Source organism: Onishia niordana, assembly GCF_004798965.1.
In the GTDB taxonomy this organism is placed as follows: Bacteria; Pseudomonadota; Gammaproteobacteria; order Pseudomonadales; family Halomonadaceae; genus Onishia; species Onishia niordana.
The window spans coordinates 198,512-224,472 of record NZ_SDSD01000002.1; the positions used below are offsets into that span (position 1 = coordinate 198,512).

Here is a 25,961-nt window from a genome sequence, read left to right on the forward strand (position 1 = left end):
CCCTTAATAGGTACGGACTTTAGGCTCGAAGGTGTCGACGGTCTTCGGCGAGAAGTTGACGTCGCGCTTGCCCAGCGTCTTGGTTGCCGGGAAAAACACGGAGTGCTTCAGCCAATTGACGTCGTCACGATCCGGATAGTCGTAACGGGAGTGCGCACCACGGCTTTCCTTACGCTCCAGCGCGGAGACCGCTGTGGCCTCGGCCACTTCCATCAGATTATCGAGTTCCAGGGCTTCGACACGCGCGGTGTTGAAGGCATTCGACTTGTCGCCCAAGTGAGCGTTATTGATACGTTCACGCAGTTCGGCGAGCTTCTTGACGCCTTCTTGCATGTTGTCTTCCTGACGGAAGACCCCGAAGGCACTCTGCATGATGTCCTGCAGCTCAGCCTTGAGCGCTGGCACGGACTCACCGCCACTGGATTCGTTCCAGCGGTTGAGGCGCGTCATGGCCGCATCGATGTCGGATTGGGCTGCGTCCAGATACTCGATGCCCTCGTTCAGCGCACTTTCGATATACATGCCGGCGGCGCGACCAAATACCACCAGGTCGAGCAGCGAGTTGCCCCCCAGGCGGTTGGCACCGTGAACCGACACACAGGCCGCTTCGCCACAGGCAAACAAGCCGTTGACGATCTGGTCGTTGCCCTCTTCGTCCTGCATGACCGCCTGGCCGTGCACGTTGGTCGGAATACCCCCCATCATGTAGTGACAGGTCGGCACGACCGGGATCGGCTCCTTGGCCGGATCGACGTGGGCAAAGGTCTTGGACAGCTCAACGATGCCCGGAAGGCGCTTACCGAGTACGTCTTCGCCCAAGTGATCCAGCTTCAGCATGACGTGATCGCCATTCTCGCCGCAGCCCCGACCCTCGAGAATCTCCATGACCATGGAACGCGCGACCACGTCGCGACCGGCCAGGTCCTTGGCGTTGGGTGCGTAACGCTCCATGAAGCGCTCGCCATCCTTGTTGACCAGATAACCACCCTCGCCGCGACACCCCTCGGTGACCAGGGTGCCAGCGCCATAGATGCCGGTCGGATGGAACTGCCACATCTCCATGTCCTGCATCGGGAAGCCCGCGCGCAGGGCCATGCCGATACCGTCGCCGGTATTGATCAGGGCATTGGTGGTAGATGCATAGATACGACCGGCACCACCGGTGGCAAGCACCGTGGCCTTGGATTTGACATGCACCACTTCGCCGGTCTCGATGCACATGGCGATACATCCCACCACGTCGCCATCGGCATTCTTGACCAGATCAACCGCATACCACTCGTTAAGGAAGGTGGTGTTATTCTTCAGGTTGTTCTGATAGAGCGTGTGTAGCAGCGCATGGCCGGTACGGTCAGCTGCCGCACAGGTACGAGCCGCCTGACCGCCCTTACCGAAGTCCTTGGACTGCCCCCCGAACGGGCGCTGGTAAATACGACCGTTGTCGAAACGCGAGAACGGCAGGCCCATGTGCTCGAGTTCGAACACCGCCTTCGGCCCTTCGGAACACATGTATTCCGCCGCATCCTGGTCAGCGATGTAATCACCGCCCTTGACGGTGTCATACATGTGCCAGCGCCAGTCATCATTGGGGTCGGCGGAGGCGATCGCGCAGGTAATCCCCCCCTGAGCTGACACCGTGTGCGAGCGAGTCGGGAAGACCTTGGAGAGTACCGCCGTCTTCTTGCCGGACTTCGCAAGCTCTAGGGCGGCACGCAGGCCGGAACCGCCGCCACCAATGATGATTGCGTCAAAGGTCAGGCTACGCATGTTAGACATTTATCAGGCCCCCCACAGGACTTGTACGCCCCACACCAGAAAAACAAAGATCGCCAGGATAATGACGGCCTGGGCGCTAATTCGAATGCCAGTCGGCTTGATGTAGTCGGTAGTGACCGTCCACAGACCGATCCAGGCGTGAGCTGCCATCGACACGAACGCCAACAGCGAGAAGATGCGCATCCAGGTCGCGCCGAAAAGACCGCTCCAGGTGGCATAATCCAGGTTCGGGTGCAGCAGTAGGTAACCGACGATGAAAAGCGTGTAAAGCGCCAGAATGACGGCCGAGGCGCGCTGGATCAGCCAATCAGACAGACCGCTGCGACCGAAGTTTGTAATGTTGGTTACCATACCCAGACTCCTGCCAGAATCACCAGAACGGCACTGACCACCACAGTGATCTGTGCTTTCTTAATACCACCCTCAAGGGTCACGCCAATATCGGCATCCATCAACAGGTGCTTGATACCTGCCACGAAATGAAAGGCCAGGGCTGACAGCAGACCCCAGGTGATAAGCTTTGCCAGGAAGTTGTGGGCAATCGCATTACTGACAGCATCAAATCCCTGCGGGGAAGACAACGACGTATCCAGCGCCCAGAAGGCGAAGATCAGGCCGATGAAAAGAATGATGCCTGTAACGCGGTGAGTGATCGACGTTAGTGCCGGGAGAGGGAACTTGATCGTGCTGAGATCGAGATTTACGGGTCGTTTGCTATTCACGGCTCTTTACACACTCTCTTGGCCCGCTGTGGGGTGCATCGGGACTAGAGCCCGAGCGGGCGGTGGTTTTGAGGAAGGGCTCGGCCGTCTGCCAAGTCGCCACGACCGTACCTATAGGCCAATCGCGCGAGGTGGATTATAAGGACTGGACGCAAACATGACAAATTGCGACATCCGACCCCCCCAGCAGTTACGCCTTGACCCATACCGGGAAAGGCGCACAATGATGCAAAGCACCATTAATTATACAAAACAAGTACAGAAGCTACAAGAATGCACAAGGCGGCCAACCCAAAGGCGAATTGACAATCCTGGGATCGCTTCTATAGTGGGCTAACTTTTTTTCGCCTTCACTTCAAGCGAGTCAAGGACTTACGCCAGATACCAGACAATAAGGAGCCTAGCATGGCTGACAGAAAAGCACAGTTGACAATAGATGGTCTGGACGAGGCCATCGAGCTGCCGGTCTACTCCGGCACTACTGGCCCCGACGTGGTCGACGTGCGCAAGCTCAGCGAGGCTAGCTTGTTCACTTACGACCCAGGCTTCATGGTGACCGCCGCCACTCAGTCAGCCATCACCTACATCGACGGGGCTAATGGTGTCTTGCTGCACCGTGGCTACCCGATCGATCAGCTGGCGGATCACTCGAATTTCCCCGAGCTCTCCTACTTGCTGCTATTCGGCGAACTGCCAAGTGACGAGCAGTACCAGGAATTCGAGCGTACCGTGCGAAGCCACACCATGGTTCATGAACAGCTGGCCAACTTCTATAAGGGCTTTCGTCGCGACGCGCATCCCATGGCGATCATGTGTGGCGTGGTAGGCGGACTCGCCGCCTTCTATCACGATCACATGGACATCACCCGCGAGGAAGATCGCCGTATCAGTGCGATCCGCCTGGTCGCCAAGATGCCGACGCTGGCCGCCATGTGCCACAAGTACAACATCGGCCAGCCGTTCATGTATCCGCGTAATGACCTGAGTTACGCCGAGAATTTCTTGTACATGATGTTCGGCAACCCCTGTGAGAACTACGAGATCAACCCGGTCTTCGCCAAGGCCATGGATCGCATCTTCATGCTGCATGCCGACCATGAGCAGAACGCTTCGACCTCGACCGTTCGCTTGACCGGGTCTACTGGCGCCAATCCGTACGCCTGCATCAGTGCCGGCATCGCCGCCCTCTGGGGACCAGCCCACGGCGGTGCCAACGAAGCCGTTCTGAACATGCTCGATGAGATCGGCGATGAATCCGAGGAGAACATCCAGGCCTTCATCGATCGCGCCAAGGACAAGAACGACCCCTTCAAGCTGATGGGCTTTGGTCACCGGGTCTATCGCAACTTCGACCCGCGCGCCAAGGTAATGAAGGAAACCTGCGACCAGGTGCTGGGCGAACTGGGCATGGCCGACGACCCACAACTCAAGATTGCCAAGCGCCTCGAGCAAATCGCCCTGGAAGACGAATACTTCATCGAGCGCAAGCTCTACCCGAACGTCGACTTCTATTCCGGGATCATCCTCAAGGCGATCGGCATCCCGACCAACATGTTCACCGTGATCTTTGCCGTATCACGCACCATTGGCTGGATCTCTCACTGGAACGAGATGATCAGCAGTGGCGACTATAAGATCGGCCGCCCGCGCCAGCTCTACACTGGCTACGAAAAGCGCGACTACCCTACCGAGTAAACCGGTAGGGTCATGCCGTCATGAAAGAGGTCGCCCACGGGCGGCCTCTTTTTGTAACGGCCTACCGGCGTATGCCGCTACTGTTCGTCGAGACACACTGTCGAGCCGGGTCGTCAAACCGGATTGTCGAAGCAAGTGCGGCACCCTCAATCCATAGGAGATCCACATGAGTGATACTGCCATTCAGACCATCAGCTTCATTGGCCTTGGCGTCATGGGCTATCCCATGGCCGGACATCTGGCCAAGCAAGGCTACACAGTGCGCGTCTATAACCGAACCGCGACCAAAGCCGAGGCCTGGACAAAAGAATACGCAGGAAGTTACCACGCCACACCCCGACAAGCCGCCGAGGGAGCCGATCTGGTACTGGTATGCGTGGGCAACGATGACGACGTGCACCAGGTCACGCGGGGAGAGGATGGCGCCCTGCACGGCATGCACAAAGGGGCGGTGCTGGTCGACCACACCACCGCCTCGGCCAACCTGGCCCGCGAACTCGACGAGGCCTGCCAAGCGCAGGGTGTCGCCTTTATCGATGCCCCGGTGTCAGGCGGCCAGCAGGGTGCCGAGAAAGGGGCGCTGACGATCATGTGCGGCGGCGAGGAAAGGGATTTCAAACGCGTCCAGCGTGTGCTTGATATCTACGCCAGGGCATTGAATCTGCTCGGCCCCGCTGGAAGCGGCCAAATGACCAAAATGGTCAATCAGATCTGTATCGCCGGTCTCGTACAAGGACTCGCCGAAGGCCTGCACTTTGCTGAGCAGGCCGGACTCGACCGCGAGCAGGTCATCGAGGTGATCTCCCAGGGTGCTGCCGGCTCCTGGCAGATGGAGAATCGTCACAAGACCATGATCGACAATGAGTATGACCACGGCTTCGCCGTCAACTGGATGCGCAAGGACCTAGCCATCTGCCTCGACCAGGCTCGCGAGCTCGATGCCCGACTGCCGGTTACCGCGCTGGTCGATCAATTCTACGGCGACATCCAGGCAATGGGCGGCGGCCGCTGGGATACCTCATCACTTCTCAAGCGACTGCGCCGTGACTGACGTCACGCGCCAGAGCCGCGTTCTGACGCATCCCTTCGCTCAAGCGATACCCAAGGCCCGATAACGCTCGGGCCGCATTGAGGCATTCCCCCTCCGTCTTCACCCTGATCCGATCAATACTCCCACCTGAGCAAGCGACGTCACGACATCGCCACCCTCTTAGCATACCTCCAGACACGACTGACAGACTCAAGGCAGCCATCGGTTCTGCACAATTTCTGTCGAAGCCTTTAAGCATCAATTGTCGAGCTGGCGCGCGAATAAGCGGCTCTTCGAACACGGTTTTCCCCTGCCACCACCTCTGGCAACCCGGCTGTACCCGGGCCTTGCCGCGTTTTCCACACTTTCTGTGGATAAGTCTGTTCAAAACCTTGAGAAAACTGCCAGCAGCCACCATGACAGCGGGGTTACGCTCAGATTGATCATTTTTTAATCAATATTAACTACTTGATTTACATGGTTTTATTAGAAAAGTCATGCTCGGGGTTGAAGAGTATAAGAATTATACACAAGGCATCAGCCCATCGAGGGGGACGTGGACAACTCGACGTCTATGTCAAGCATCAAGAAGGCGAAATCGTCGAAAAGCGCCAACGAAGGATCTAGCGAGGAGGATGAGACCAGCAACCACCAAGACGGTGTCGGTCAAGTGCAGAAGAAGGGGGCAGACGGAATAACAGCGACAAAAAAAGACGCTATAAGCGTCTGATCTTTTATGCTGACAACTGCTGTAGGAGAATCGGGTGGCGTCCCATAGGGGGTTCGAACCCCTGTCACTGCCGTGAAAGGGCAGTGTCCTGGACCACTAGACGAATGGGACGCATCGTAACCCGTATTCGTTTCTTTCGAGACTGGTGGAGCCTAGCGGGATCGAACCGCTGACCTCAACACTGCCAGTGTTGCGCTCTCCCAGCTGAGCTAAGGCCCCGTGTCTCTCGAGAACGAGGCGTATAGTACTCACACGCCTCGTTATCGTCAAGACATTCCGATAATTTTAGCGGGCCGACCTACAGCTCGCGAAATTCCTTCTCGAGGCGCTTGGCTTGTTTCTTCGACACCCCCCCCAACACCTCAATCGCATGACGCAAACGAGCGCGGGTCATGTCAGAGCCCAGGATCGCCATGGCATCCATGACCGAGGTCGAAGTTGCCGAACCAGTAATCGCAATGAACACTGGCGCCAGGAAGGCTTTCATCTTGAGCTCAAAATGCTCGCCCAGCAGCTTGACCTCGGCCAACAGCGATTCCTTGTCCCAGCGGGCCACTCCCTCGAGACGCCAGACCAGGAACTGCAGGAGCTTGACCAACTCATCGCGCTCCATCTTGACGCTCGAGAAGCTCGCCTCGTCAATGGTGGGCAGGCCCGAGAAGAAATGGCCCGCCAGCGGCATGACCTGAGACAGCGTATCCACCCGTGGGCGCACTTGGGGCAGAATCTGGCGAACATAGTCCTCATTAAACGCCCAGTCACGCAGCGCCTGTAACAAGGCGGTATCGTCCAGATCCTCGCGAATATAGACGCCGTTGAGCCAGGTCAGTTTCTCCAGATCGAAGACCGGGCCACCCAACGACACACGCTGGATGTCGAAATGCGCCATCATCTCGTCGAGGCTGAATTTTTCGCGCTCGTCGGGCATCGACCAGCCCATGCGTCCCAGATAGTTGGTCACCGCCTGAGGCAAAAAGCCCATACGACGATAATAGTTGATCGAGGTCGGGTTCTTGCGCTTGGAAAGCTTCGACTTGTCGGGGTTACGCAGCAGCGGCATGTGACAAAGGGTCGGCATCGGCCAGCCGAAATACTCATAGAGCAACTGATGCTTGGGTGCCGAGTTGATCCATTCCTCACCGCGCAACACATGCGTAATGCCCATCAGGTGGTCATCGACCACATTGGCCAGATGGTAAGTCGGCATGCCGTCGGACTTGAGCAGGATCTGTGCGTCAACCTGCACCCATTCGACTTCGATCGTGCCACGCAGCATGTCCTCGACCACGCAGGTGCCTTCGCTGGGCACGTGCATGCGCACGACATAGGGCCAGCCCTCGGCTTCGCGCCGTGCCTGTTCCTCGGCTGGCAGCGCGAGGTCGTCCGGTTTGAGGGCCATGTGCTGGCCGGCCGCCTTACGTGACTCGCGAAGCTCATCCAGTTCATCGCTGGTGCGATAGCACTTGAAGGCATGTCCGGTATCGAGCAGCTTGCGAGCATACTCGGCATAGATATCGCCGCGCTCACTCTGACGATACGGGCCATGAGGACCGCCGACATCCGGGCCCTCGTCCCAGTCAAGCCCCAGCCAGCGCAGGGAATCGAGGATCATCTGCTCTGACTCGGCGGTAGAGCGTTCGCGATCGGTATCCTCAATGCGCAGAATAAACTGACCGCCATGTGCGCGGGCAAAGCAAAGATTGAACAGCGCGATGTAGGCAGTGCCCACGTGGGGATCGCCAGTCGGAGACGGCGCGATACGGGTACGTACGGTCATGTCGATCGATCCATATGAAGAGGAAACCTGGCGGGCATTATACGCACTCCCCCGCTCCCCATCAGCCGGGAATCATTTGTGACCCGCCGAGTCCATAACCAACCCCCTGTGAACACGTGATGCATCGCCCCTATCGCTTGCTTGACCAACCACGACAAGGACGCACTCATGCTCAAACATCTTCCCGACGACTTCACTGCCGTGATTACCGGCGCCGGGGGCGGCATTGGCCGTGCCATGCTCGAGGCACTACTGGCAAGCCACCGTCCCGGGCATGTGATTGCCGTCTCGCGACAGGCGCTTGAGCATGATGATCCGCGCCTTGTCCACCTAGCGCTGGATATCACCACCGACGAAGGTCTTGCGACGCTGGCCGCTCACCTTGAGGCCACCAAGGTCCACCTGATCTTCAATGCCATCGGCACCCTGCATGACGAAAAACGCGGTATCGCGCCCGAGAAGAAGCTCGACGATTTGAGCTTCGCGGCCCTCGAGCATCTTTTTTATGTCAATGCGGCGACCCCAGCGATGCTGCTGAAAACGCTGTCGCCTTCGCTTAAAGGCAAGCACCCGGCCATCTTCGCCAGTCTCTCGGCACGGGTCGGCTCGATCGGCGACAACGGGCTAGGCGGCTGGTACGCCTACCGCGCCAGCAAAGCGGCCCATAACATGCTGCTCAAGGGGGCGAGCGTCGAACTGAAGCGCCTCAACAAGCAGGCTATTCTGCTTAACCTGCATCCTGGTACCACCGATACCGCACTGTCCGAGCCTTTCCAGGCCAGGGTGCCAGACGGCAAGCTGTTCACGCCGTCTTTTGTCGCCGAGCATCTGCTTGAGGTAATGAATGACCGTACTCCCGCCGATAGTGGCAGCTTCTGGGATTGGGCCGGTGAACCGATTCCCTGGTAAAGAGTGAAGGGTGCGAGTCGATTGTCGAATGACCCAGGCGCGACCAAAGAGGTCGCCGCTTCTAGGCGTCATCTCTTCCTCAATTGACCGTCACCAAGCACGACACCTACAAGTCCAGGTGCTCACGGAACCAGTCGGTGATGAAATCCAGGTAAGTGCGGGTCTTGTCCGGCAGGTACTTTCGCGAGCGAAACAGTACCAGCATGCTGCCATGCTCGTTCCAGTAAGGCTGCAGAAGTGGCACCAGCTGGCCTTCGGCGACGGCCGAGCGGGCAGCGAAGGTCGGCAGATAAGCTAGACCAAAGCCGGCCTTGGCCGCTTCTACCACGCCCAGCAGGTTATTGATCACCAGACGCGATTGAGGCTCGATATCCAGGGGCTGACCGTTGAGCGAGAAGCGCCAATGAGCGCCCAGGTCGTAATTGCCATAGAAGATGGTGTCGTGATCGCGGATATCCCGGGGATGCATGGGGTCGGCGACTCTCGCCAGGTACTCAGGCGCTGCATAGAGACCATAGACCACCTTGCACAGCGGCCGCGAGACAAGACTCGACGGTGGCAGAGGGCCCATGCGGATCGCCAGATCGACGGCATCGTCAATGGGCTCGAAGCGCTGGTCCTCGAGCAGAATCTCGACCGCCACATCGGGATAGCGGCGCATGAAGGCAGTGGTGGGCGCTGCCAGGTACATGAAACCGAAACTGACCTGAGCACTGATCTTGAGCTGCCCTCTCGGCCGCGCCGTGACCGATTGCACCTGGGCTTCGGCGGCATCCAGCTCCTCACGTATCCGCAGACCATGCTCGTAATAGATCTGGCCCGCCTCGGTGAGGTGCAACGAACGGGTCGAGCGATGCAGGAGGTTGACCCCCAGTTCATCTTCCAGCGCCGCGACTCGCTTGGACGCCATGGACTTGGAAATCCCCAGCCGGCGTGAGGCCGCGGTAAAACTGCCGGCTCTTACGACCTCAACGAAGACCCTAAGCGCATCGAGTACCGCCATCCTCGGCTCCTCACAGAATGTCACAGGCATTCGTTTCCAAAATGGAAACACTGGTTTTCGATTGTACCCACTTATTCCGCAAAGGCCGAATCCCTATACTGCACGAGCGTCTCCAGGGCAGTGTTCGAATCGCCACCTTGGAGACGACAACGTCATCAGGCAAAGGCAATCCCGCCATCGCCTGGATGTCGCCTTCAGTGCATTTCTTTTTTTGCGTGACCGGCTAAACCGGCGCGCATTTCTTTTATGTGCCTATCCCGTGTAAGTGCCTAACCCACTTATGTGCCTATCGCATGGCTATTGCACCAGGCTCAACCCCCCTCTATTCGCCCCACCCAACAAGGCTGCTAGCCGTCGAACAGGTAGTCGCTGCTAAATTCGACGATATTACCCAGCCCATGAGGTGAGCGAGCGACCAGCGGCCCCTTCAAGTGTTCTCCGCGCTCACCAATACGCGCCTTGACCGCATTCGGCTGGACATCAGCCACCGGCATCCTGACACGAATCACGTAGCGCCCGCCCACCAGGCCACTCCCAGGGCCTAACGGCCCCACCACGAATCCTCCGTCGCGTACCTGGGTCCGAATTTGCCAATTGACGCCACTGGCATGACGCTCTAGTAGCACCTCTAAGCGGGCCTCTTCGGGCAGGTTGGTACGTCCCGTGACTTCAAGACGCCGAGACTCCGTCAATTCCGTCGTCACCGTCATGCTGACGGGCTCGGAGAGCGGTTCGGGCGTCTCTTGAGTCTCAGTGGTGACATTCCCCTGCACCGATGATGCTGTCTCATTCTGCATGGGGGCTGTCTCTTCTCGCTGCTCGCCGGTCGACGGCGCCGAGCTCTGATCGCAACCAGCCATCCCCCACATTAATACGAGACTAAGGGCGCCAGCCTTCCAATGCGGCGGCCGCCTTAGCATCTTTCTGGCATCATCATGCATATCTGCCTCTATCCGACCGTTTCCTTACAGACATTCTGACGCCTAGTATCCATCATCGCGAATGCCTGAATTCACATGGCAGCAAAATATGCGTGGCAAATACCCGCATACAACACCTAAGCCAAGATTCATTCATCGCGCTTCGGCAGGGAGTAGCCAAAGAGTCAAGGGTCATGTATCGTCAGAGGATCATCATACCATCTCGGCCCAATGGCTCTAGATAAGCAGCGCTTGCCTCGCGCTAGCGCCAATGCTGCATGGCATTCCCATCTAGTTAACGATACTCATGGTGTGATACACATACGGCATGTACCTACTGACACCTGAACGCCATATCGTCGGCCCATGACCTTGGAAGATGCCCCCTTAGGTTGCAAGTGTTGGTTGGCAACATTATCCATCATCTAGAGTCTAGAGAAAGACCAAATATTATTATGAACGTCGATTAATCACCAAGCTGGAATATAAACAAGCACTACCAAGAAACATATTGACCGTGTTCATCAAGCCATCTCCAAGCCCACTAAGACTTGGCCACCGATAATGTAGAGTCTTGATAAATACAGATCATGAACAAGACACCACTAACCCATATAGTGGTAAATGACATGTCACTAGGAAACGTGCACACATTATGAGTAGTTTAAGCGATTTTGAAGAAAGCATGCGTCGTGAAATCGATGCATTCCAAGATAACAGCGAAAAAGAAAGAGCCAAACGCCTGGCTCAGGCCGCTAATCAAGCCACCGCCCCTGCAAAGCAACCCAGTAAGCCTCAGCGCCCCACCAAGCAGCAGGTTGAATCCTACAAGACAGGCCACCTGGTGAAGCTTGCCGTGCGCACCAAACGCCTGGAACTCGATACCATCTTCGAGCACCGCTCCAGCAGCATTTCTCGTCTGGAAGCCCAGATGGAAGCAGAAGAGGCAGCCAAAAAGGCGGGGTTCCCCATCATCGGTCACCTGGTAAACATCGAGCGCCTTTAATACGTTTCGCACTAAAAAGTCAGGCGACCACTGCCTGCAGGCAATCCGGTAGGTTATCGACAATAGCGCGCATCAGGATTTGCTTGGCATTAAACCTACATCAATCCAAGAGCCGAGTACGCGATATCACCGCTAAGGCCGCTTGGGTGCTGGCAAGCGTTCCGCGTTATAGACGCCATCATCGTGAAATGACCGACGCTTGGTAGTCCGCGCTATAAAGGTGCACTCGATGCCCCCTGCCATGCCAGGGCAACGATCAGAATATGTCCCGCCATTAGCCGTAGCCATCAGCCATCAGCCATCAGCCATCAGCCATCAGCCAGCCAAGCATGCACCTGACAAGCAGGTATGGGAGAATACGCCCTCTTTCACGACGTGCTCGCCGCATCGCCCCGAAACGCCCGATCCTTCAGCAAAGGCGAGCCCTCGCGATCATGCTGCGTGGCATCGATAGCAGAAGACCGCCACAACACCGCAACGTGATGACTGACCTGGACCGTTATGACTGATCTGGACAACGCGACGAACTCTACACCTCTGGATCGCACCTTCTCCGTCGCGCCGATGATGGATTGGACGACCCGCGATTATCGGGCGTTCGCGCGAACGCTTAGCCATCACACCCTGCTGTATACCGAGATGGTGACGACCGGGGCGATACTGCATGGCAGCCCCCGTGAGCGCTTTCTAGGCTATGACGACGTGGAGCACCCCTTGGCGCTACAGCTTGGTGGCAGCGATTCGGGCGAGCTCGCCGAATGCGCGGCCATCGCCGAGGCCTGGGGCTACGACGAGGTCAACCTGAACGTCGGCTGCCCAAGCGACAGGGTGCAGAATAACCTGATCGGGGCCTGCCTCATGGCGCATCCGGACAAGGTCGCCGCGGCGGTCAAGGCGATGCAGGCGGCGGTGTCAATCCCGGTGACGGTGAAGTGCCGCATCGGCATCGACGATCAGGACGAGGACGCGGATCTCGAGCGCTTCATCGACGACGTCGCCGCCGCCGGCTGTGAGGTATTCACCCTGCATGCTCGCAAGGCCTGGCTCGAAGGCCTGTCGCCCAAGCAGAACCGCGACGTGCCGCCGCTCAACTACGGCCGCGTGCATCGTTTGAAGCAGCAGCGTCCCGAGCTGCATATCGGCATCAATGGCGGTATCAAGACACTGGACGAATGCCGTGCCCATCTCGGTCATGTCGACAGCGTGATGATCGGACGCGAGGCCTACCAGAACCCGTGGCTGCTGGCAGGCGTCGACGAGGCGCTTTATGGCCAACAGGGACCCGCCGCCAGCCGCCATGACGCGGCCCGCGCGTTTCGGCCCTACATCGCCGCACGGCTGGCTGAGGGTGCCAAGCTCAACCATATTACCCGCCACCTGCTGGGACTGTTCCAGGGGTGTGCCGGGGGTCGTCGCTTCCGCCGTCACCTCTCGGAAAACGCCCATCGCGACGGCGCCGGCCTTGAGGTCTTCGACGAAGCGCTCTCGCTTGTCTCTGAAGAACGCTTGGCCCAGCCAGCCTGACACCAGCACTGAGCCGCCAGCCGGCAAAGGCCATGGACGGCTGGCGTTGAGCGACATAGCGTCTGGCCTGGCCAGGGGCATGACACCTGGCTGATGCTAGGCTTTGTCTGAAAAGTCGACGAGCGAAGGCCAGACAAGGCAAAAATTGGCGAAAGAGCGGAGTTTACGGGGTGTAAATGAGCATCTTGAGCCGATTTTTAACGCCGTATGGGCGAGCGCAGTACTTTTCAGACATTGCCTAGGACATGCCGTCGGGAGAGGGATCGTAGTCAGACTGAAAGGTCTCGACGGCGCTTTCGGCTTCCTCAATCGCATCGAAGCGTGCCACGTGAAAAAGCGCCTCCCCTTCATTGGCAAGCGGTAGATTCCCCATGCCGATGACAATGCCATCGGCCGGTGCCCGAACCTCTTCTTCCGAATTGCCGAACGGGTCGGCCACCTTGCCGAGCACTTCGCCCTTGGCAACGCGGGTCCCCAGGTGCACTTTGGGCCGCAAGATGCCATCGATCGGCGCTCGCGCCCAACTCGAACCATTGGCGACTTCAGCGGGACGCGGCGTCGCACGACGACGATCGCTTGCCAGCATGCCGATGGCCCGCATCACGCGACGCACGCCACGCACGCCGGGCGCAATCGCCCACTCATCGAAGCGCAACGCCTCGCCGGCCTCGTAGGTCAGCACCGGCACACCGCGATTCTGGGCATAGTGACGCAGGCTTCCCTCGCGCAGCTCGGCATTGAGGATGACCGGCACACCAAACGCCATGGCAATGGCCTCGGTTTCGCTACCCGGCGTCAGCTGAGCGCGTATCTGCGGCAGGTTCGTGCGATGGATAGCGCCTGTGTGCAGGTCGATAATATGGGTGGCCTGATCGACGATCTGCTCGCGGAACAAGGCCGCCACTCGCGAACCCAGCGAACCAGATTCGCTGCCCGGGAAACAGCGATTGAGATCACGCCGGTCCGGCAGGTAGCGGGTGTGCTGAACGAAACCGAAGACGTTGACGATAGGCACCGCGATCAGCGTGCCACGCAGGCCCTGCAACCCCTTGGAACGCAGCAGTCGGCGCACGATCTCGACGCCGTTGATCTCGTCGCCATGGATAGCACCGCAGACCAGCAGCGTGGGACCGGGCTGGCGACCATGCACCACCTCGACAGGAATATGCAGCGGTGCATGGGTGTACAGCTTGGCGACCGGCACATCGATCTGTGCACGGGAACCGGGCGCCACTCTGACACCGGCGAGTTCGAAGGGGGCACGAGCCATGGGCATATCTTCCTTTGGATAATCGAGGCAAACGAGGGTGGCCCAAGGCAAATGTGGGCCGCCTGCATCCAGCGCATCATGCACGCGCTATCCGGGTCGAGTGCATCTTTGAAAACAGTGTTTCCTGATGCAGGACGTTATACGCCTTCAGGGCGGCTATGACGAGCCTGACGCGCTCTGCATGCGACCATAATTTATACATACATGCATGTAAGCAGGTGCTCATTGCGCTAGAATAGCGCTACCTTTCCTGTGATCAAGAATCCTGCCTTCCTTATGGCCCGAAAGACCAAAGCCGACGCCGAAGCGACACGCGAGGCACTGTTGAGCGCCGCCGAAGATATCTTCTTCGAGAAAGGCGTTGCCCGCACCACTCTCGAGCAGATCGCCCGTCATGCTGGCATGACCCGAGGCGCCGTCTATTGGCACTTCAAGAACAAGGCGGATCTTTTTCATGCCATGATCGACCGGGTACACCTGCCCTTCGAGGAGCTGACACTCGAACTCGAGGCGCCTCAACAAGGCCGCACTCCCCTCGAAACCATTCGCCTGACGCTCCGACACGCCTTGCTGCGTATCGAGCAGCCACGTCATCGTCGCGTCCTCTCGATCATCCTGCACCGCTGCGAGTTTTTCAGTGATATCGACCCGCTCGAGATGCAGCACAAGATGGCCCAGGATTGCTACGCCTCGATGCTGCGCCACTTCCAGATGGCCGAGCAATCCGGACAGCTCGCACCCAACATCGATGCCATTCGGGCCGCACAGATGATGGAATACACCATCGGCGGCATGCTGCATGACTGGCTGCGCACGCCAGAGGAATACTCCCTCACCGAACGTGGCCGAGTGATCATCGACAATCTGCTCGACCTGCTGTCACGTGATGCGCCCCTCCCCCCAACAGATCCGGCCGCCAGCCACGCCTGAGCCCCTCACGACCGTGTTCTACTAAAGAAAAAGGCCGCTTCCCGAAGGAAGCGGCCTTGTCCTGTCATCACGTGAACGCGATCAGTCGTGCTGCTGTTCCAGCGACCGCTCGTCATGATGTTTACCACGCTTCTCGGCCAGCCACTGCTGCACATGGGCGATCATCGCGTAGTAGGTCGGCACGAACAGGCTTGCCAGCACGGCCACCGAGGCCATGCCCACCGCAACGGTGGTCCCGATGTGCTGACTGCTGGTGTCGCTGGCCCCGGTAGCGGTGGCAAGCGGCAGGGTACCGAAGATGAACGCCAGCGAGGTCATCACGATCGGACGGAAACGCAGCTCGGAGGCAATCATGGCCGCCTCGCGGATCGACTTGCCATGCTCCTTGCGCTGCAGCTCGGCAAACTCGACGATCATGATGGCATTCTTGGCCGCAAGACCTACGACCACCAGCATACCGATCTCGACATAGACGCTGATATCCAGCCCACGCAACACGATGCCGCCGATGGCCCCCAGGAAGGCAAAGGGCACGGCGGTGATCACGGCAAGCGGCAGCGACCAGCTCTCGTACTGAGCCGCCAGGATCAGCATGATCATGACGATACCGAACACCACCGCCAGCGTGGCCGCATTGCCGGCACTGGTTTCCTGATAGGCGGTACCGGTCCAGCCCATGCCCCAGCCATCGCCAAGCGTATCCTTAACCACGTCCTGCATGGCCGCGACCGCCTGGCCTGAACTGTAGCCCTCGGCCGGCCCCCCCTGGAACTGCGCCGCCGGGTAGACGTTGAAGCGCGTCATCACCGAGGCCGTGGACTCGCGCTCGAGGGTCACGAACTCGGACAGCGGGATGCGGTTGCCATCGCCGCCACGCACGAAGATCTGATCCAGGGCGTCCGGGGTCTGGCGGAACTCCGCCTCATTCTGCATGTAGACCTGGAAGTTACGGCTACGATACGAGAAGTAGTTAACGAAGCCACTGCCCAACGTATTCGACAGCGTCGTGTACAGATCGTCCAGTGATACGCCATAGCTCAGCGCTTTCTCGCGATCGATATCGGCACGATAGGACGGCACATTGGCGTTGTAGGTGGTGAACACTCGGTTAAGCTCAGGACGCTGATTCGCCGCCTGCATCACCTTCATCGAGGCCTGATAGAGTTCCTGCGCATTGGCCCCTTCGTAAGACTGCAGGTAGCCGGTGAACCCCCCGGTGGTCGACAGGCCGATGATCGGCGGCAGGTTAAAGGCCATCGTCTTGCCGCCATCGATGCCGGCACCGAACTGCATGATCTGGCCGATCAGCTGGGTGGCGCTCATGTCACGCTCGGCCCAGGGTTCCATGGCGATGAACATGATGCCACGGGCGCTATTGACCGCACTGGAGAGCATGTCATATCCCGCCACGGCGGCCACGTAGCGTACCGCGGGCACCTGCTCGATCTTGTCGCTGAGCGTTGCCATGTAATCCTGGGTGCGCTCGAGTGACGCCGCTTCGGGAAGCGTGACGCTGGCCAGTACCATGCCCTGGTCGGTCTCCGGCACCAGCGAGGTCGGGGTACGCTCGTAAAGCGCATAGGAGCCCACGCAGGTCGCGACCCCTAACGCCAGCGCCAGCACCCAGCGTTTGACCAGCAGATCCACCAGCCATAGATAGCCACGGGTGATGGCGGCAAAGCCGCGATCGAAGCCGCGCAACGGCGCGGTCAGGCCCCTGACCAGCCGGGACTGCGGATGACGCGATTTGTGGCGCACAAAGATCGCGCACATCGCTGGCGTGAACGTCAGCGCCACCACCGCCGAGATCGCCACCGACACCGCGATGGTCAAGGCGAACTGCTGATAGATCTGCCCGGTGAAGCCGCCAAGGAAGGCCACCGGCACGAAGACCGCCGACATGATCAGCGAGGTCGCGATGACCGGGCCGCCCACCTCCTTCATGGCCCGGCTCGTGGCCGCCAGAATCGTGATATTGGGGTCTTCCTCGAGGATCCGCTCGACGTTTTCCACTACCAGAATGGCGTCATCGACCACGATGCCGATGGCCAGCACCAGCGCAAACAGCGACAACAGGTTGATCGAGAAACCAAACAGATAGAGTCCGGCGAAGGTGCCCACCACCGAGACCGGTACCACCGACATGGCGATCACCGTGGTCCGCCAGTTCTGCAGGAAGATCAGCACTATCGCGGCAACGATCAGGAAGGCCTCGATGAAGGTATGCTCCACGGTTTTCACCGACGCATCGATGAACAGCGTGGTGTCATAGGGCACCTCGTACTCGAGTCCCGGCGGGAAGCGCTCCTTGAGGCGGTCCATGGTGGCGACCACCTGCTTGGCCGTTTCCAGCGCATTGGCACCCGGCTGCTGATTGATCATGATCGGCGTCATGGTGCCGCCGTTCAGTCGCGCATCGATATTGTAGGAAGAGGCTCCCAGTTCGATACGCGCCACGTCATCCAGTCGCAGCGCCGAGCCGTCCGGGTTGGTGCGCAGGATGATGTCACGGAATTGATCGGCATTCTGCATGCGCCCGGGCGCGGTAATGGTGTAGCTATAGGCTCGCGACTCGCCCTGCGGCGTCTTCGAAAGCCCCCCGGCCGCCACCTCGGTATTCTGGGAGCTGACCGCATCGGCCACCTCGGCCGGTGTCATGTCGTACTCGGCCAGTTTGTCCGGGTTGAGCCAGATACGCATGGCGAACTCGCCGCCCCCCAGTACCTCGGCACTGCCCACGCCAGGCACCTGGCGCAGCTCGTCGAGGATATTGAGGGTCGCGTAGTTCTGCATGAAGATATTGCTGTAGTCATTCTGCGGCGAGGTCAGACCCAGCACCATCAGGATGCTGCTGGAACTCAGCTCGACCGTCACCCCTTGCGCCTGCACCGATTCAGGAAGCTGCGACAACGTCTGCTGAACGCGATTGTTGACGTTGATGGTGTTGGTATCGCCGTCCGAACCGATCGCAAAGGCGATGCTCATCGACAACGAGCCGTTGTCGGCGGTGGTCGAGTTCATGTAGAGCATGTCCTCGACGCCATTGATCGCCTGGGCAAGCGGCGCGGCCACGGTCTGCGACACCGTCTCGGCATCGGCCCCCGGATAGCTGGCCTTGACCGAGACCGTCGGCGGCACCACGCTCGGATACTGCTCGATGGGCAGCACACGAAGCGCCATGATGCCTACCAGGGCAATGATCACCGACAGCACGGTGGCAAATACCGGCCGCCGGATGAAGAAATCGGAAAACGTCATGGATCAGCTCCCGCTTGCTGCATGGCCATCGAACGGCTGAGGCTCGATCAAGGTACCCGGCTGGACACTGCCGGGGTCGCTTGCGAGCACCCGGTCCCCGGCCTCCAGACCGTCCTTGATGATCAGCCAGTGGCCAGCGGTCTCGCCGAGCTCGACGGTGCGCGCACGTGCCTTGTTGTCATCGTCCAGCACAAACACCTGCGGCCCCATCAGTCCCTCGGTCACCGCAATTTCTGGCACCGCCAGTACATCAAACCGCTTGAGGCCGGCCAGTGAGATACGCACGAACTGCCCCGGCAAAAAGCTGCCTTCGGGATTGTCGAACATCGCCCGCGCCTCGACGGTACTGGTGCTCTCGCTGACCCGGCTACCCAGGTAATCGAGCTCTCCCTGAAGGTGCTGAGCGGCACTGCCTCCTTCGGCAGGGCGTGACAGGGTCGCCTCGATCGGTGCGTCCTTATTATTACGCTGACGACGCAGCGCCAGGGCATCGGCCTGGGGCAGTTGGAAGCGCACCTCGAGAGGGTCCAGCGGGGTGATGGTGGCAAGGGCAGTTCCCGGATCCACCAGGTTGCCCACATTGACCTCGCTCAGACTGATGGCACCGCTCACCGGCGCCTCGACATCGGTGTAGTCGAGATCGATACGCGCGCTATCCAGCGCCGCTTCGTTCTGCGCAACGGTCGCCCGCGCCACCTGCAGATCCGCCAGGGCCTCATCGTAATCCTGGCGGCTGACCGAGTTCTGGTTGAGCAGGCGCTCATAACGGTTGGCATCTCGCTGGGCACGCTCCCGCTCAGCCTTGGCACTCTGCAAGTCGGCCTCAGCACTGCGCATCGCCGCCTGATAGGTGGCAGGCTCGATGGTATAGAGGCTTTCGCCCTTCTCGACCCGATCACCGGGCTCGAACTGACGTGCCTCGAGAAGGCCACTGACGCGGGCCACCACGGTCACCTCGTTCTCGCTGCTGAGAAGGGAGGGGTAGGACTTGTCGAGGGCGATATTACGCCGTTCAATCGACATCACCTCGCCCGGCGTCGCAGGCGCCTTCTGGCTACTGCCCGCGGCCTGCGCCTGCCCCTTCGACTCGCTGTTGCATCCGGCCACAAGGCCGGCAAGGGCCAGGCCCAGCAACGTCAGTTGCCAACGTCGCATGGGGGTCGCGTTATCGTGCATGTCCTTCTCCTGCTGAATGATGAAATCAATGCGTAGCCACTACCGCCGATATGCCCTCTAAAAACATCCATACATGTATGGATATTGACAGGACGAACCCATCCCAACGGCGAACTCAGGCCGGCAGGCTCAAGGGGATTGAACGGTGGGTAGCTTGCGTATCAATGATCAGCTCGTCTTTCCCTGGCGTTTTTAAACGCCAGGCTGAAAAGACGCTGATAAAAGCTTACTCAAAAACCGCCGCCCGAGGTGGGCGGCGGCAATGGTTCAGGCATCCGGCTGTGGACGCTCGCCGATCTCCATCATGGCATCGTAGCCGCTGCTGCCCTCACTGACGTCCAGCATCACCGACTGGTCCTCACTGAGCTGAGCATTGAGCTCACGAAGCACTTGGACATCCAGCGTACCGGCTTGCTGGTGCAGCTCGAGCTTGTCGAGTACATAGTCGTAGCGCGCGACGGCCAGGTTGGAGATGGCATCGTAGAGGTTCTGTTCGGCCGCCAGGACGTCGACGATATTACGGGTACCGACTTCATAGCCCGACCGGGTCGCATCCAGGGCGCTGCGGTTGGAGACCACCGCCTGACGGCGCGCCTCGACGGTCGCCACATCGTTACGTACCTGCGTATAAAGCGAACGTACCTGTTGGATGGTCAAACGCCGCTGCGCCTCGGCATCGTACTGGCTGGCCGCCAGGGTATAGGTGCTCTGGCGAATCTGGGCGCTGGTCGAACCACCGGTATACAGCGGCAGGCTGGCACGCACACCGACCTGACTGGACGAATCGTGGCCTTCGACCTGATCTCGGTCGCTTTCCCCATAATTGTAGTTGGCGAAGGCCTCAACCACCGGTAGGCGTCCGGCCTTGGCTACCTCGACGCTTGAGCGAGAGACCTCGACACCTGCCATGGCGCTCTTGAGAAGCGGACTCTTCTCAAGGGCCATATCGACCCATTCATCACGATCCGTTGGTGTCGGTAACTCGACCGGCAGATCTTCAGAGAGGCTTTCAATGCTTTGATAGCGCTTGCCGGTCAGACGCTCAAGCGCCTCGAAGCTGACCTCCAGGTCACTTTGCGCCGTGATACGCTCGGCGCGCGCCTGATCGTAGCTTGCGCGTGCCTCTTCGACATCGGTGATGGCAATCAGACCGACCTCGAACTGCTCGCTTGCCTGTTCCAACTGACGCGAAATAGCGCGTTCCTGAGCCTGGCGCGCGGCGAGAATGTCGTTGGCACGCAGAATCTCGAAATACGCGCTCGAGACATCGAACAGCAATTGCTGCTCACTTGCCACCAGCGACAGCGCCTCCTGATCGATCTGGCTTTCGGCCTGATCCACTTGTCGCGCATTGGCCGCATCATAGAGCGCCTGGCTGGCCTCGAGCGCCAGACTGCCGCTATTGTAGGCGTCATCGCTTCCCTGACTAGCACCTGTCAGCGCCGTTTCCTGACGGTCATAGGACTGATTATGCGCGACCTGGCCTGTGGCATTGAGTTGGGGCAGCAAGTCTCCGCTCGCCACATCGCGGCTTTCCTGGGTGCTTTGCAGGCTGGCTCGCGCTGAGGCCAGGCTGGCATCGTTTTCCAGCGCATCGTTGGCAATATTCAACAAATCAGCGCCTTGAGCCTGACTTGCCAGGGCGATGGACATCGCCAGGGGCAACATGATGGCCCGCCGTGTCAGGCGCCTGCCGGAAGCAGAAAAGTCAGTGGTGAGCGGCATGAGCGTTCCTTGATCATAGGAAGATGAGAGAGACAGGTATAGCACAGGGGAAGGCGTTAATACCTACTCCCCCGCCCCGTTGCCAGAGGCAACGGCGGATCACGCTGATGTCAGATACAACATATTATAGCTACATGCGTGTATGTATACTAGCAGGCTAACGATTATTCCTCTTTTCGGTCACGATTGAGCTTGGCTATGGCATGCCCGGCATCGCCATCATCCCGACGCTACCGACCACCTTCGCGTCATGATCGCCAACGAGCGCACTTGAGTATAACCATGGTTGTCGTGCGTCATTCTGGGTTATGCTGCCATGCAGCATACATCACGGCATGGCGCTTAATCACCGCCATCAGCGCGTGTCACGCCATCAGAGGGGTCAAGCCATGGATCGCCTGGAACTGGTCAAGATCAGAGCACTGCAGGTCGCCGTGCGCATCTGGAACCCCGAGGCTCCCCGCACCCTGGTGGCCTGGCATGGCCTGGCCCGTCATGGTGGCGATTTCGCGGCCCTGGCGCGAGAGTTAGGGCCTGAATGGCGGATCCTGGCCCCTGATACACCAGGCCGCGGCTTGTCCAGTTGGTCACTCCACCCCGCCCATGACTATTTATATGCGCATTACCAGGAAGTCGCGGTGGCGATTCTCGACCACTTCGAGCTCGAGCGCGTGCCCTGGGTCGGCACCTCGATGGGTGGGCTACTGGGGTTGCTGCTCGCCGCCGAACCGACGACCGCCTCGCGCATCGAGCGCCTGGTACTCAATGACGTCGGCCCGGAGCTCGATCCGGACGGCCTGGCAAGCCTCGCCTCCTATTTCGGCAGCATGCACCGCTTCGTCAACTTCGGCGATCTCGAGGCCGAACTGCGCCACCATTACACGGGCTTTGGCATCGACAGCGACGATGCCTGGCGGCAACTGGCACTGGACAGTGCCCGCCGCCTACCCGACGGCAGCTGGACCTACCACTACGATCCACGCATCGTCGAGCAATTCATTCATGACACACCGCGTGATACCTGGGCTGACTGGCGCGCCATCCAATGCCCCTTGATGGTGATTCGCGGCGCCTCCTCGCCCTTGCTGGCCCATGAGAGCATCGAGCGCATGCGACAGGATCAACCAAACCTCGTCAGTCTCGAGGTGCCTGGCTGCGGTCATGCGCCGATGCTCGACCGTGCCAGCCAGGTCAGTCCCCTGGCCGATTTCCTTAATCACACTGACACGGATGCCGACACACCGGCGCGACACTGGTGGCAGCGAGGACGCGACTGGTTAAAGAAGGTCGCAGGCCACTAACAGCCGGCAACACATCAGCCAGCCTGATCTAGCCCATTTCGACGCGCCCCAGCGCCTGCTCTACCGCCCCCCGATAGCTACCGCCAAACATCAGCAGATGATTGAGCAGCGGATAGAGCTGGAACAGGGCTTCCCGCCTCGGCCAATCATCAGGGCCGCTACCGTTCCAGTAAGCCTCGAAAAACACATCGGAAGGACTGCCAAACAGCGTCAGCATGGCCAGATCCACCTCCGGGTAGTGGGCATATACCGCCGGATCGATAATCGCCGGACCACTACCGGTATGCAGCACATTGCCCGACCACAGATCCCCGTGCACCAGGCTTGCCGGCACATCAGGCAGCCAGCTCTTAAGATCCTCGGACAGCGTATCGAGCCGCTTTTTCAGCCGCTGATCCAGCAGCCCTTTGTCATGGCAGGCCGCCGCCAGTGGCTTCAGGCGCCGCTCACGCTGGAAGGCGCGACCATCATCGAGCCGGGCATTGGGTTGAGGCGTCTGGCCACAGGCATTATCGCGCGGCCAGCCGTGGGACTCATGGGTTACACCGTGAAGCGTACGTAAGCCTTCGCCCAGCGCCAAATCGCTGGTGGCCCGTTTGGCCTTGCGCGTTGCCACATTCAGCGCCTCCATCACCAGCCAAGGCCCTTCCTGGCCGAGCACCCTGGGCACCCGCAGTGCACTGCCCGACAGGGCATCATGCAATGCGTTGAGTCCCTCGGCCTCACCGTCCAAACGTGCCGGGTCGTCATGCTTGATCACCACCGGCCCCTGTCGAGTTTCAAGACGCGCGACATCCGCGATATCACCGCCGCTCAGAGGTGAAAGCGAGCCGTTGGGCGCTAGATCCAGGCGTTCCAACAATGCCGCCAGTTGATCGTCCATGCTCATCTCCCGGAAGGTAAATGACGTTTTCTTTGAATCAGCAACCATGCCCCTCACCCAGCAAGCACCACCCTGGCGGCTTCCAGGCGGGGGGCCACAGCGTCTAACCACAAAAATACCGCCTCCCGAGGGAGGCGGTATAGGGGCGCGACGGGATGGCGTCGGCTAGGAGAAAGGCTATCTCACACGCCTTTCACTGATACCGGTCACTGATACCGGTCACTGGTACCGGTCACTGGTACTGGACATCGGTACTGGCATCAGTTCAGACATTGATGCCTCACTCAGGCATCAGAACCGAATCGATCACATGGATGACACCGTTGCTGGCTTTCACATCGGCCGCGGTCACGGTTGCATCGTTGATCATCACCTTGCCGTCCATAGTGGTGATGGTGAGGTCCTGTCCTTGTACGGTGGTGGCCGAACTGGCCGCCATGGCATCTTCTGCCATGATCTTGCCGGGTACGACGTGATAGGTCAGTACTGCTTGTAGCTGATCCTGATTTTCCGGCATCAGCAAGGTATCGACGGTACCCTCCGGCAAGGCAGCAAAGGCTTCATCGGTGGGTGCAAAGACGGTGAACGGCCCCTCACCCTTGAGGGTGTCGACCAGATCAGCGGCCTTGACTGCCGCCACGAGGGTAGAGAACTGACCGGCTTCGATGGCGGTATCGACAATATCGGCCTTAGCCATGCCATGGTGATCTGCCTGTGCCGTGCTTGCGAGCATCAGGCCGAGAAGACCCGCGCCCATCCATTTAGGTGCTGCGACTGTGATGGCTTTCATTGAACATACTCCGTTAGGACTTGCCTGGTAATAGGAACTGCCTGTTGAAGATGTTGCCCTCGAGTCCAAACATTGAGGCTCGAGTCACCACGCAAAGTGGCCATTGGACGCGAAGATAGGTGCGCCAGCCCTGTACAACACAATCTATTTGTACAAATTCTGGACAATAAGTTCCTTCTGCACACATTTTTTTTGCGCTTCTTCACTCAAAAGGAATAACCCCATGTACAAGCTCGCCTTTTTCGTTCCCGCCGAGGAGGCCGACACCGTCAAGGAGGCCGTCTTCGCAAGCGGTGCCGGCCGTATCGGTGACTACGAAGCCTGCTGCTTTCAGACCGCCGGTACCGGGCAGTTCCGACCGACAAACGGTGCCGACCCACATATCGGCCGGGTCGGCGAACTGGAATATGTCCAGGAACTGAAGATCGAGCTGGTCTGCCACGAAACGCTGATTCACGATGCCGTGGCCGCACTCAAGAAGGCCCACCCCTATGAGGAGCCGGCCTATGAGGTGTGGCGGCTGGAGGACCTCTAATCTGCCAGGCGACCGGCGACGCGTCAGCGCGCCTCGTCGAGAAAGACCTTGAAGGCCTGCCACAGCGGGCTGCGATAGCGCTCGGGGTGCCACACCAGCGAAAAGGATCGCACCAGCGACAGCGGCGTTGAAAGCGCCACCAGTTCGCCGCGCTCGAGCTCTCCCACTACGCTGAGCCGCGACAGGCAGCCGAGCCCCAGCCCCGCCTTCACGGCTTCTTTGATGGCCTCGTGCTGGCCAAGCTCCATGCGCACGCTAAGGCGGCGAGAAGGTGCTGCCTGCAGCACCGGCGCCATCGCCGCCTCGAAGACCTCACGGGTGCCGGAGCCCTGCTCGCGAAGAATCCAGTGGGCTTCGGTCAGCGCCTCGCCATCGAGGCCTTGCCGCGCCACCAGCGAGTGACGGGGACTGGCCACCACCAGCAGTTGATCATCGCACCAGGGCTCGCTGGCAAGCCCGGGTTCGTGGCACTGCCCCTCGATCAGGCCAAGGTCCGCCTCGAAGCGCAGCAAATCCGTCATCACCTCCCCGCTGTTGCGCAGCCTCAGGCGTAGGTCGGCGCCGGGATGACGTTCCCCGAAGACGCCCGCCAGGGGCGGCAGCAGATAGGTGCCGATGGTGGCGCTGGACGACACCATCAAGGTACCGCGCAGCGCCCCCTCAGGCTCCCGGGCCGAGGCGACGAACTCCTGCATGCCATCGAGCAAGCGCTCGGCCTGGGGCAACAGGTGACGCCCACGGTCATTGAGGCGCAGGCGGCGACCCAGCCGCTCGAAAAGTGCGACATCGAGCGCCCGCTCCAGATCCGACAGCGCCTGACTGGTTGCCGACTGAGAGAGGCTCAACTGGCGGGAAGCGGCGCTCACCGTACCGCTGCGGGCGATCGTCACAAAGACCTGGAGCTGGCGAAAACTCACCGGGGGCGTCATATCGGCTCTACCGAATAGGGATATCGTTATTAAACCATAACGTTTCGATCTATATTCGCCTAGCCTTGTCAT

The 25,961-nt window shown here is 59.6% G+C and carries 21 protein-coding genes and 2 tRNA genes; 8 read left to right on the plus strand and 15 right to left on the minus strand.

Annotated elements, in window-relative coordinates; genetic code table 11:
• Window positions 1-3: 3 nt before the first annotated feature.
• From sdhA to sdhC, 3 genes are read right to left on the minus strand one after another with little or no spacing between them, the layout of a single operon-like run.
• Complete coding sequence (gene sdhA / locus ETC27_RS04970) at window positions 4-1,776, minus strand: succinate dehydrogenase flavoprotein subunit (protein WP_136253903.1); 1,773 nt, start codon at window positions 1,774-1,776, stop codon at window positions 4-6.
• A 3-nt stretch (window positions 1,777-1,779) separates the two neighbouring features.
• Window positions 1,780-2,127 (minus strand): succinate dehydrogenase, hydrophobic membrane anchor protein, encoded by a 348-nt coding sequence (gene sdhD, locus ETC27_RS04975; protein ID WP_136253904.1) that lies wholly within the window; start codon window positions 2,125-2,127, stop codon window positions 1,780-1,782.
• The gene (sdhC, locus tag ETC27_RS04980) at window positions 2,121-2,498 is read right to left on the minus strand and encodes a succinate dehydrogenase, cytochrome b556 subunit (protein ID WP_136253905.1); all 378 of its coding nucleotides are present in this window, start codon (window positions 2,496-2,498) and stop codon (window positions 2,121-2,123) included. The genes sdhD and sdhC overlap by 7 nt, the downstream gene beginning before the upstream one ends.
• A gap of 405 nt (window positions 2,499-2,903) precedes the next feature.
• Here sdhC and ETC27_RS04985 point away from each other — a divergent pair, with 405 nt between their 5' ends.
• Both ETC27_RS04985 and ETC27_RS04990 read left to right on the plus strand, forming a co-directional pair.
• Window positions 2,904-4,193, plus strand: a complete 1,290-nt coding sequence (locus tag ETC27_RS04985) for a citrate synthase (protein ID WP_136253906.1) — start codon at window positions 2,904-2,906, stop codon at window positions 4,191-4,193.
• Window positions 4,194-4,359: 166 nt separating this feature from the next.
• Window positions 4,360-5,244, plus strand: coding sequence for an NAD(P)-dependent oxidoreductase (locus ETC27_RS04990; protein WP_136253907.1), 885 nt, complete (start codon window positions 4,360-4,362; stop codon window positions 5,242-5,244).
• Window positions 5,245-5,988: 744 nt separating this feature from the next.
• Here ETC27_RS04990 and ETC27_RS04995 read toward each other — a convergent pair.
• From ETC27_RS04995 to gltX, 3 genes are all read right to left on the minus strand, one after another.
• Window positions 5,989-6,064, minus strand: a tRNA-Glu gene (locus ETC27_RS04995).
• A gap of 32 nt (window positions 6,065-6,096) precedes the next feature.
• A tRNA-Ala gene (locus tag ETC27_RS05000) sits at window positions 6,097-6,172 on the minus strand.
• Window positions 6,173-6,251: 79 nt separating this feature from the next.
• Window positions 6,252-7,730 carry a glutamate--tRNA ligase gene (gene gltX / locus ETC27_RS05005; protein WP_136253908.1) on the minus strand — a complete coding sequence of 493 codons (1,479 nt, stop codon included), beginning with the start codon at window positions 7,728-7,730 and terminating at the stop codon, window positions 6,252-6,254.
• A 168-nt stretch (window positions 7,731-7,898) separates the two neighbouring features.
• Between gltX and ETC27_RS05010 the strand changes: the two genes are divergently transcribed.
• Window positions 7,899-8,639: an SDR family NAD(P)-dependent oxidoreductase gene (locus ETC27_RS05010; RefSeq protein WP_136253909.1), complete on the plus strand. Its 741-nt coding sequence runs from the start codon at window positions 7,899-7,901 to the stop codon at window positions 8,637-8,639.
• 106 nt (window positions 8,640-8,745) lie between these two features.
• Here ETC27_RS05010 and ETC27_RS05015 read toward each other — a convergent pair whose 3' ends face one another.
• Both ETC27_RS05015 and ETC27_RS05020 read right to left on the minus strand, forming a co-directional pair.
• Window positions 8,746-9,642, minus strand: coding sequence for a LysR family transcriptional regulator (locus ETC27_RS05015; RefSeq protein ID WP_136253910.1), 897 nt, complete (start codon window positions 9,640-9,642; stop codon window positions 8,746-8,748).
• A gap of 347 nt (window positions 9,643-9,989) precedes the next feature.
• A complete protein-coding gene (locus tag ETC27_RS05020) occupies window positions 9,990-10,439 on the minus strand; it encodes a hypothetical protein (protein WP_136253911.1) in 450 nt (149 codons plus the stop codon).
• A gap of 778 nt (window positions 10,440-11,217) precedes the next feature.
• Between ETC27_RS05020 and ETC27_RS05025 the strand changes: the two genes are divergently transcribed.
• Both ETC27_RS05025 and dusA read left to right on the plus strand, forming a co-directional pair.
• On the plus strand, window positions 11,218-11,568 hold the full coding sequence (locus tag ETC27_RS05025; protein ID WP_136253912.1) for a hypothetical protein: 351 nt from the start codon (window positions 11,218-11,220) through the stop codon (window positions 11,566-11,568).
• 501 nt (window positions 11,569-12,069) lie between these two features.
• Complete coding sequence (gene dusA / locus ETC27_RS05030; RefSeq protein WP_136253913.1) at window positions 12,070-13,092, plus strand: tRNA dihydrouridine(20/20a) synthase DusA; 1,023 nt, start codon at window positions 12,070-12,072, stop codon at window positions 13,090-13,092.
• 238 nt (window positions 13,093-13,330) lie between these two features.
• Here the strand turns inward: dusA and ETC27_RS05035 are convergent, their stop codons facing one another.
• Window positions 13,331-14,362 (minus strand): succinylglutamate desuccinylase/aspartoacylase family protein, encoded by a 1,032-nt coding sequence (locus tag ETC27_RS05035; protein ID WP_136253914.1) that lies wholly within the window; start codon window positions 14,360-14,362, stop codon window positions 13,331-13,333.
• Window positions 14,363-14,638: 276 nt separating this feature from the next.
• On the opposite strand from ETC27_RS05035, the gene ETC27_RS05040 reads away from it, so the two are divergent.
• Window positions 14,639-15,292 carry a TetR family transcriptional regulator gene (locus ETC27_RS05040; protein ID WP_136253915.1) on the plus strand — a complete coding sequence of 218 codons (654 nt, stop codon included), beginning with the start codon at window positions 14,639-14,641 and terminating at the stop codon, window positions 15,290-15,292.
• Between the two features lie 81 nt (window positions 15,293-15,373).
• Here ETC27_RS05040 and ETC27_RS05045 read toward each other — a convergent pair whose 3' ends face one another.
• The 3 genes from ETC27_RS05045 to ETC27_RS05055 form a co-directional block, all read right to left on the minus strand.
• Complete coding sequence (locus ETC27_RS05045; RefSeq protein ID WP_136253916.1) at window positions 15,374-18,550, minus strand: efflux RND transporter permease subunit; 3,177 nt, start codon at window positions 18,548-18,550, stop codon at window positions 15,374-15,376.
• 3 nt (window positions 18,551-18,553) lie between these two features.
• Window positions 18,554-19,726, minus strand: coding sequence for an efflux RND transporter periplasmic adaptor subunit (locus ETC27_RS05050; protein ID WP_240724804.1), 1,173 nt, complete (start codon window positions 19,724-19,726; stop codon window positions 18,554-18,556).
• A gap of 267 nt (window positions 19,727-19,993) precedes the next feature.
• The gene (locus tag ETC27_RS05055) at window positions 19,994-21,451 is read right to left on the minus strand and encodes a TolC family outer membrane protein (protein ID WP_240724805.1); all 1,458 of its coding nucleotides are present in this window, start codon (window positions 21,449-21,451) and stop codon (window positions 19,994-19,996) included.
• A 389-nt stretch (window positions 21,452-21,840) separates the two neighbouring features.
• Here ETC27_RS05055 and ETC27_RS05060 point away from each other — a divergent pair, with 389 nt between their 5' ends.
• Window positions 21,841-22,752: an alpha/beta fold hydrolase gene (locus tag ETC27_RS05060; protein ID WP_136253917.1), complete on the plus strand. Its 912-nt coding sequence runs from the start codon at window positions 21,841-21,843 to the stop codon at window positions 22,750-22,752.
• A 28-nt stretch (window positions 22,753-22,780) separates the two neighbouring features.
• Here ETC27_RS05060 and ETC27_RS05065 read toward each other — a convergent pair whose 3' ends face one another.
• Both ETC27_RS05065 and ETC27_RS05070 read right to left on the minus strand, forming a co-directional pair.
• Complete coding sequence (locus ETC27_RS05065; protein ID WP_136253918.1) at window positions 22,781-23,635, minus strand: fructosamine kinase family protein; 855 nt, start codon at window positions 23,633-23,635, stop codon at window positions 22,781-22,783.
• 280 nt (window positions 23,636-23,915) lie between these two features.
• Window positions 23,916-24,425 carry a fasciclin domain-containing protein gene (locus ETC27_RS05070; protein ID WP_136253919.1) on the minus strand — a complete coding sequence of 170 codons (510 nt, stop codon included), beginning with the start codon at window positions 24,423-24,425 and terminating at the stop codon, window positions 23,916-23,918.
• Between the two features lie 223 nt (window positions 24,426-24,648).
• On the opposite strand from ETC27_RS05070, the gene ETC27_RS05075 reads away from it, so the two are divergent.
• Window positions 24,649-24,960, plus strand: coding sequence for a YqfO family protein (locus ETC27_RS05075; protein ID WP_136253920.1), 312 nt, complete (start codon window positions 24,649-24,651; stop codon window positions 24,958-24,960).
• A gap of 23 nt (window positions 24,961-24,983) precedes the next feature.
• On the opposite strand, the gene ETC27_RS05080 is transcribed toward ETC27_RS05075, so the two are convergent.
• A complete protein-coding gene (locus tag ETC27_RS05080) occupies window positions 24,984-25,889 on the minus strand; it encodes a LysR substrate-binding domain-containing protein (RefSeq protein WP_136253921.1) in 906 nt (301 codons plus the stop codon).
• Window positions 25,890-25,961: the final 72 nt, after the last annotated feature.

What these genes read in the sequence shown, in the direction of transcription:
- sdhA (WP_136253903.1), bottom strand. Translation starts at nt 1,776, where the DNA reads ATGTCTAACATGCGTAGCCTGACCTTTGACGCAATCATCATTGGTGGC.
- sdhD (WP_136253904.1), bottom strand. Translation starts at nt 2,127, where the DNA reads ATGGTAACCAACATTACAAACTTCGGTCGCAGCGGTCTGTCTGATTGG.
- ETC27_RS04985 (WP_136253906.1), top strand. Translation starts at nt 2,904, where the DNA reads ATGGCTGACAGAAAAGCACAGTTGACAATAGATGGTCTGGACGAGGCC.
- ETC27_RS04990 (WP_136253907.1), top strand. Translation starts at nt 4,360, where the DNA reads ATGAGTGATACTGCCATTCAGACCATCAGCTTCATTGGCCTTGGCGTC.
- gltX (WP_136253908.1), bottom strand. Translation starts at nt 7,730, where the DNA reads ATGACCGTACGTACCCGTATCGCGCCGTCTCCGACTGGCGATCCCCAC.
- ETC27_RS05010 (WP_136253909.1), top strand. Translation starts at nt 7,899, where the DNA reads ATGCTCAAACATCTTCCCGACGACTTCACTGCCGTGATTACCGGCGCC.
- ETC27_RS05015 (WP_136253910.1), bottom strand. Translation starts at nt 9,642, where the DNA reads ATGGCGGTACTCGATGCGCTTAGGGTCTTCGTTGAGGTCGTAAGAGCC.
- ETC27_RS05020 (WP_136253911.1), bottom strand. Translation starts at nt 10,439, where the DNA reads ATGCAGAATGAGACAGCATCATCGGTGCAGGGGAATGTCACCACTGAG.
- ETC27_RS05025 (WP_136253912.1), top strand. Translation starts at nt 11,218, where the DNA reads ATGAGTAGTTTAAGCGATTTTGAAGAAAGCATGCGTCGTGAAATCGAT.
- dusA (WP_136253913.1), top strand. Translation starts at nt 12,070, where the DNA reads ATGACTGATCTGGACAACGCGACGAACTCTACACCTCTGGATCGCACC.
- ETC27_RS05035 (WP_136253914.1), bottom strand. Translation starts at nt 14,362, where the DNA reads ATGGCTCGTGCCCCCTTCGAACTCGCCGGTGTCAGAGTGGCGCCCGGT.
- ETC27_RS05040 (WP_136253915.1), top strand. Translation starts at nt 14,639, where the DNA reads ATGGCCCGAAAGACCAAAGCCGACGCCGAAGCGACACGCGAGGCACTG.
- ETC27_RS05045 (WP_136253916.1), bottom strand. Translation starts at nt 18,550, where the DNA reads ATGACGTTTTCCGATTTCTTCATCCGGCGGCCGGTATTTGCCACCGTG.
- ETC27_RS05050 (WP_240724804.1), bottom strand. Translation starts at nt 19,726, where the DNA reads ATGCACGATAACGCGACCCCCATGCGACGTTGGCAACTGACGTTGCTG.
- ETC27_RS05055 (WP_240724805.1), bottom strand. Translation starts at nt 21,451, where the DNA reads ATGCCGCTCACCACTGACTTTTCTGCTTCCGGCAGGCGCCTGACACGG.
- ETC27_RS05060 (WP_136253917.1), top strand. Translation starts at nt 21,841, where the DNA reads ATGGATCGCCTGGAACTGGTCAAGATCAGAGCACTGCAGGTCGCCGTG.
- ETC27_RS05065 (WP_136253918.1), bottom strand. Translation starts at nt 23,635, where the DNA reads ATGGACGATCAACTGGCGGCATTGTTGGAACGCCTGGATCTAGCGCCC.
- ETC27_RS05070 (WP_136253919.1), bottom strand. Translation starts at nt 24,425, where the DNA reads ATGAAAGCCATCACAGTCGCAGCACCTAAATGGATGGGCGCGGGTCTT.
- ETC27_RS05075 (WP_136253920.1), top strand. Translation starts at nt 24,649, where the DNA reads ATGTACAAGCTCGCCTTTTTCGTTCCCGCCGAGGAGGCCGACACCGTC.
- ETC27_RS05080 (WP_136253921.1), bottom strand. Translation starts at nt 25,889, where the DNA reads ATGACGCCCCCGGTGAGTTTTCGCCAGCTCCAGGTCTTTGTGACGATC.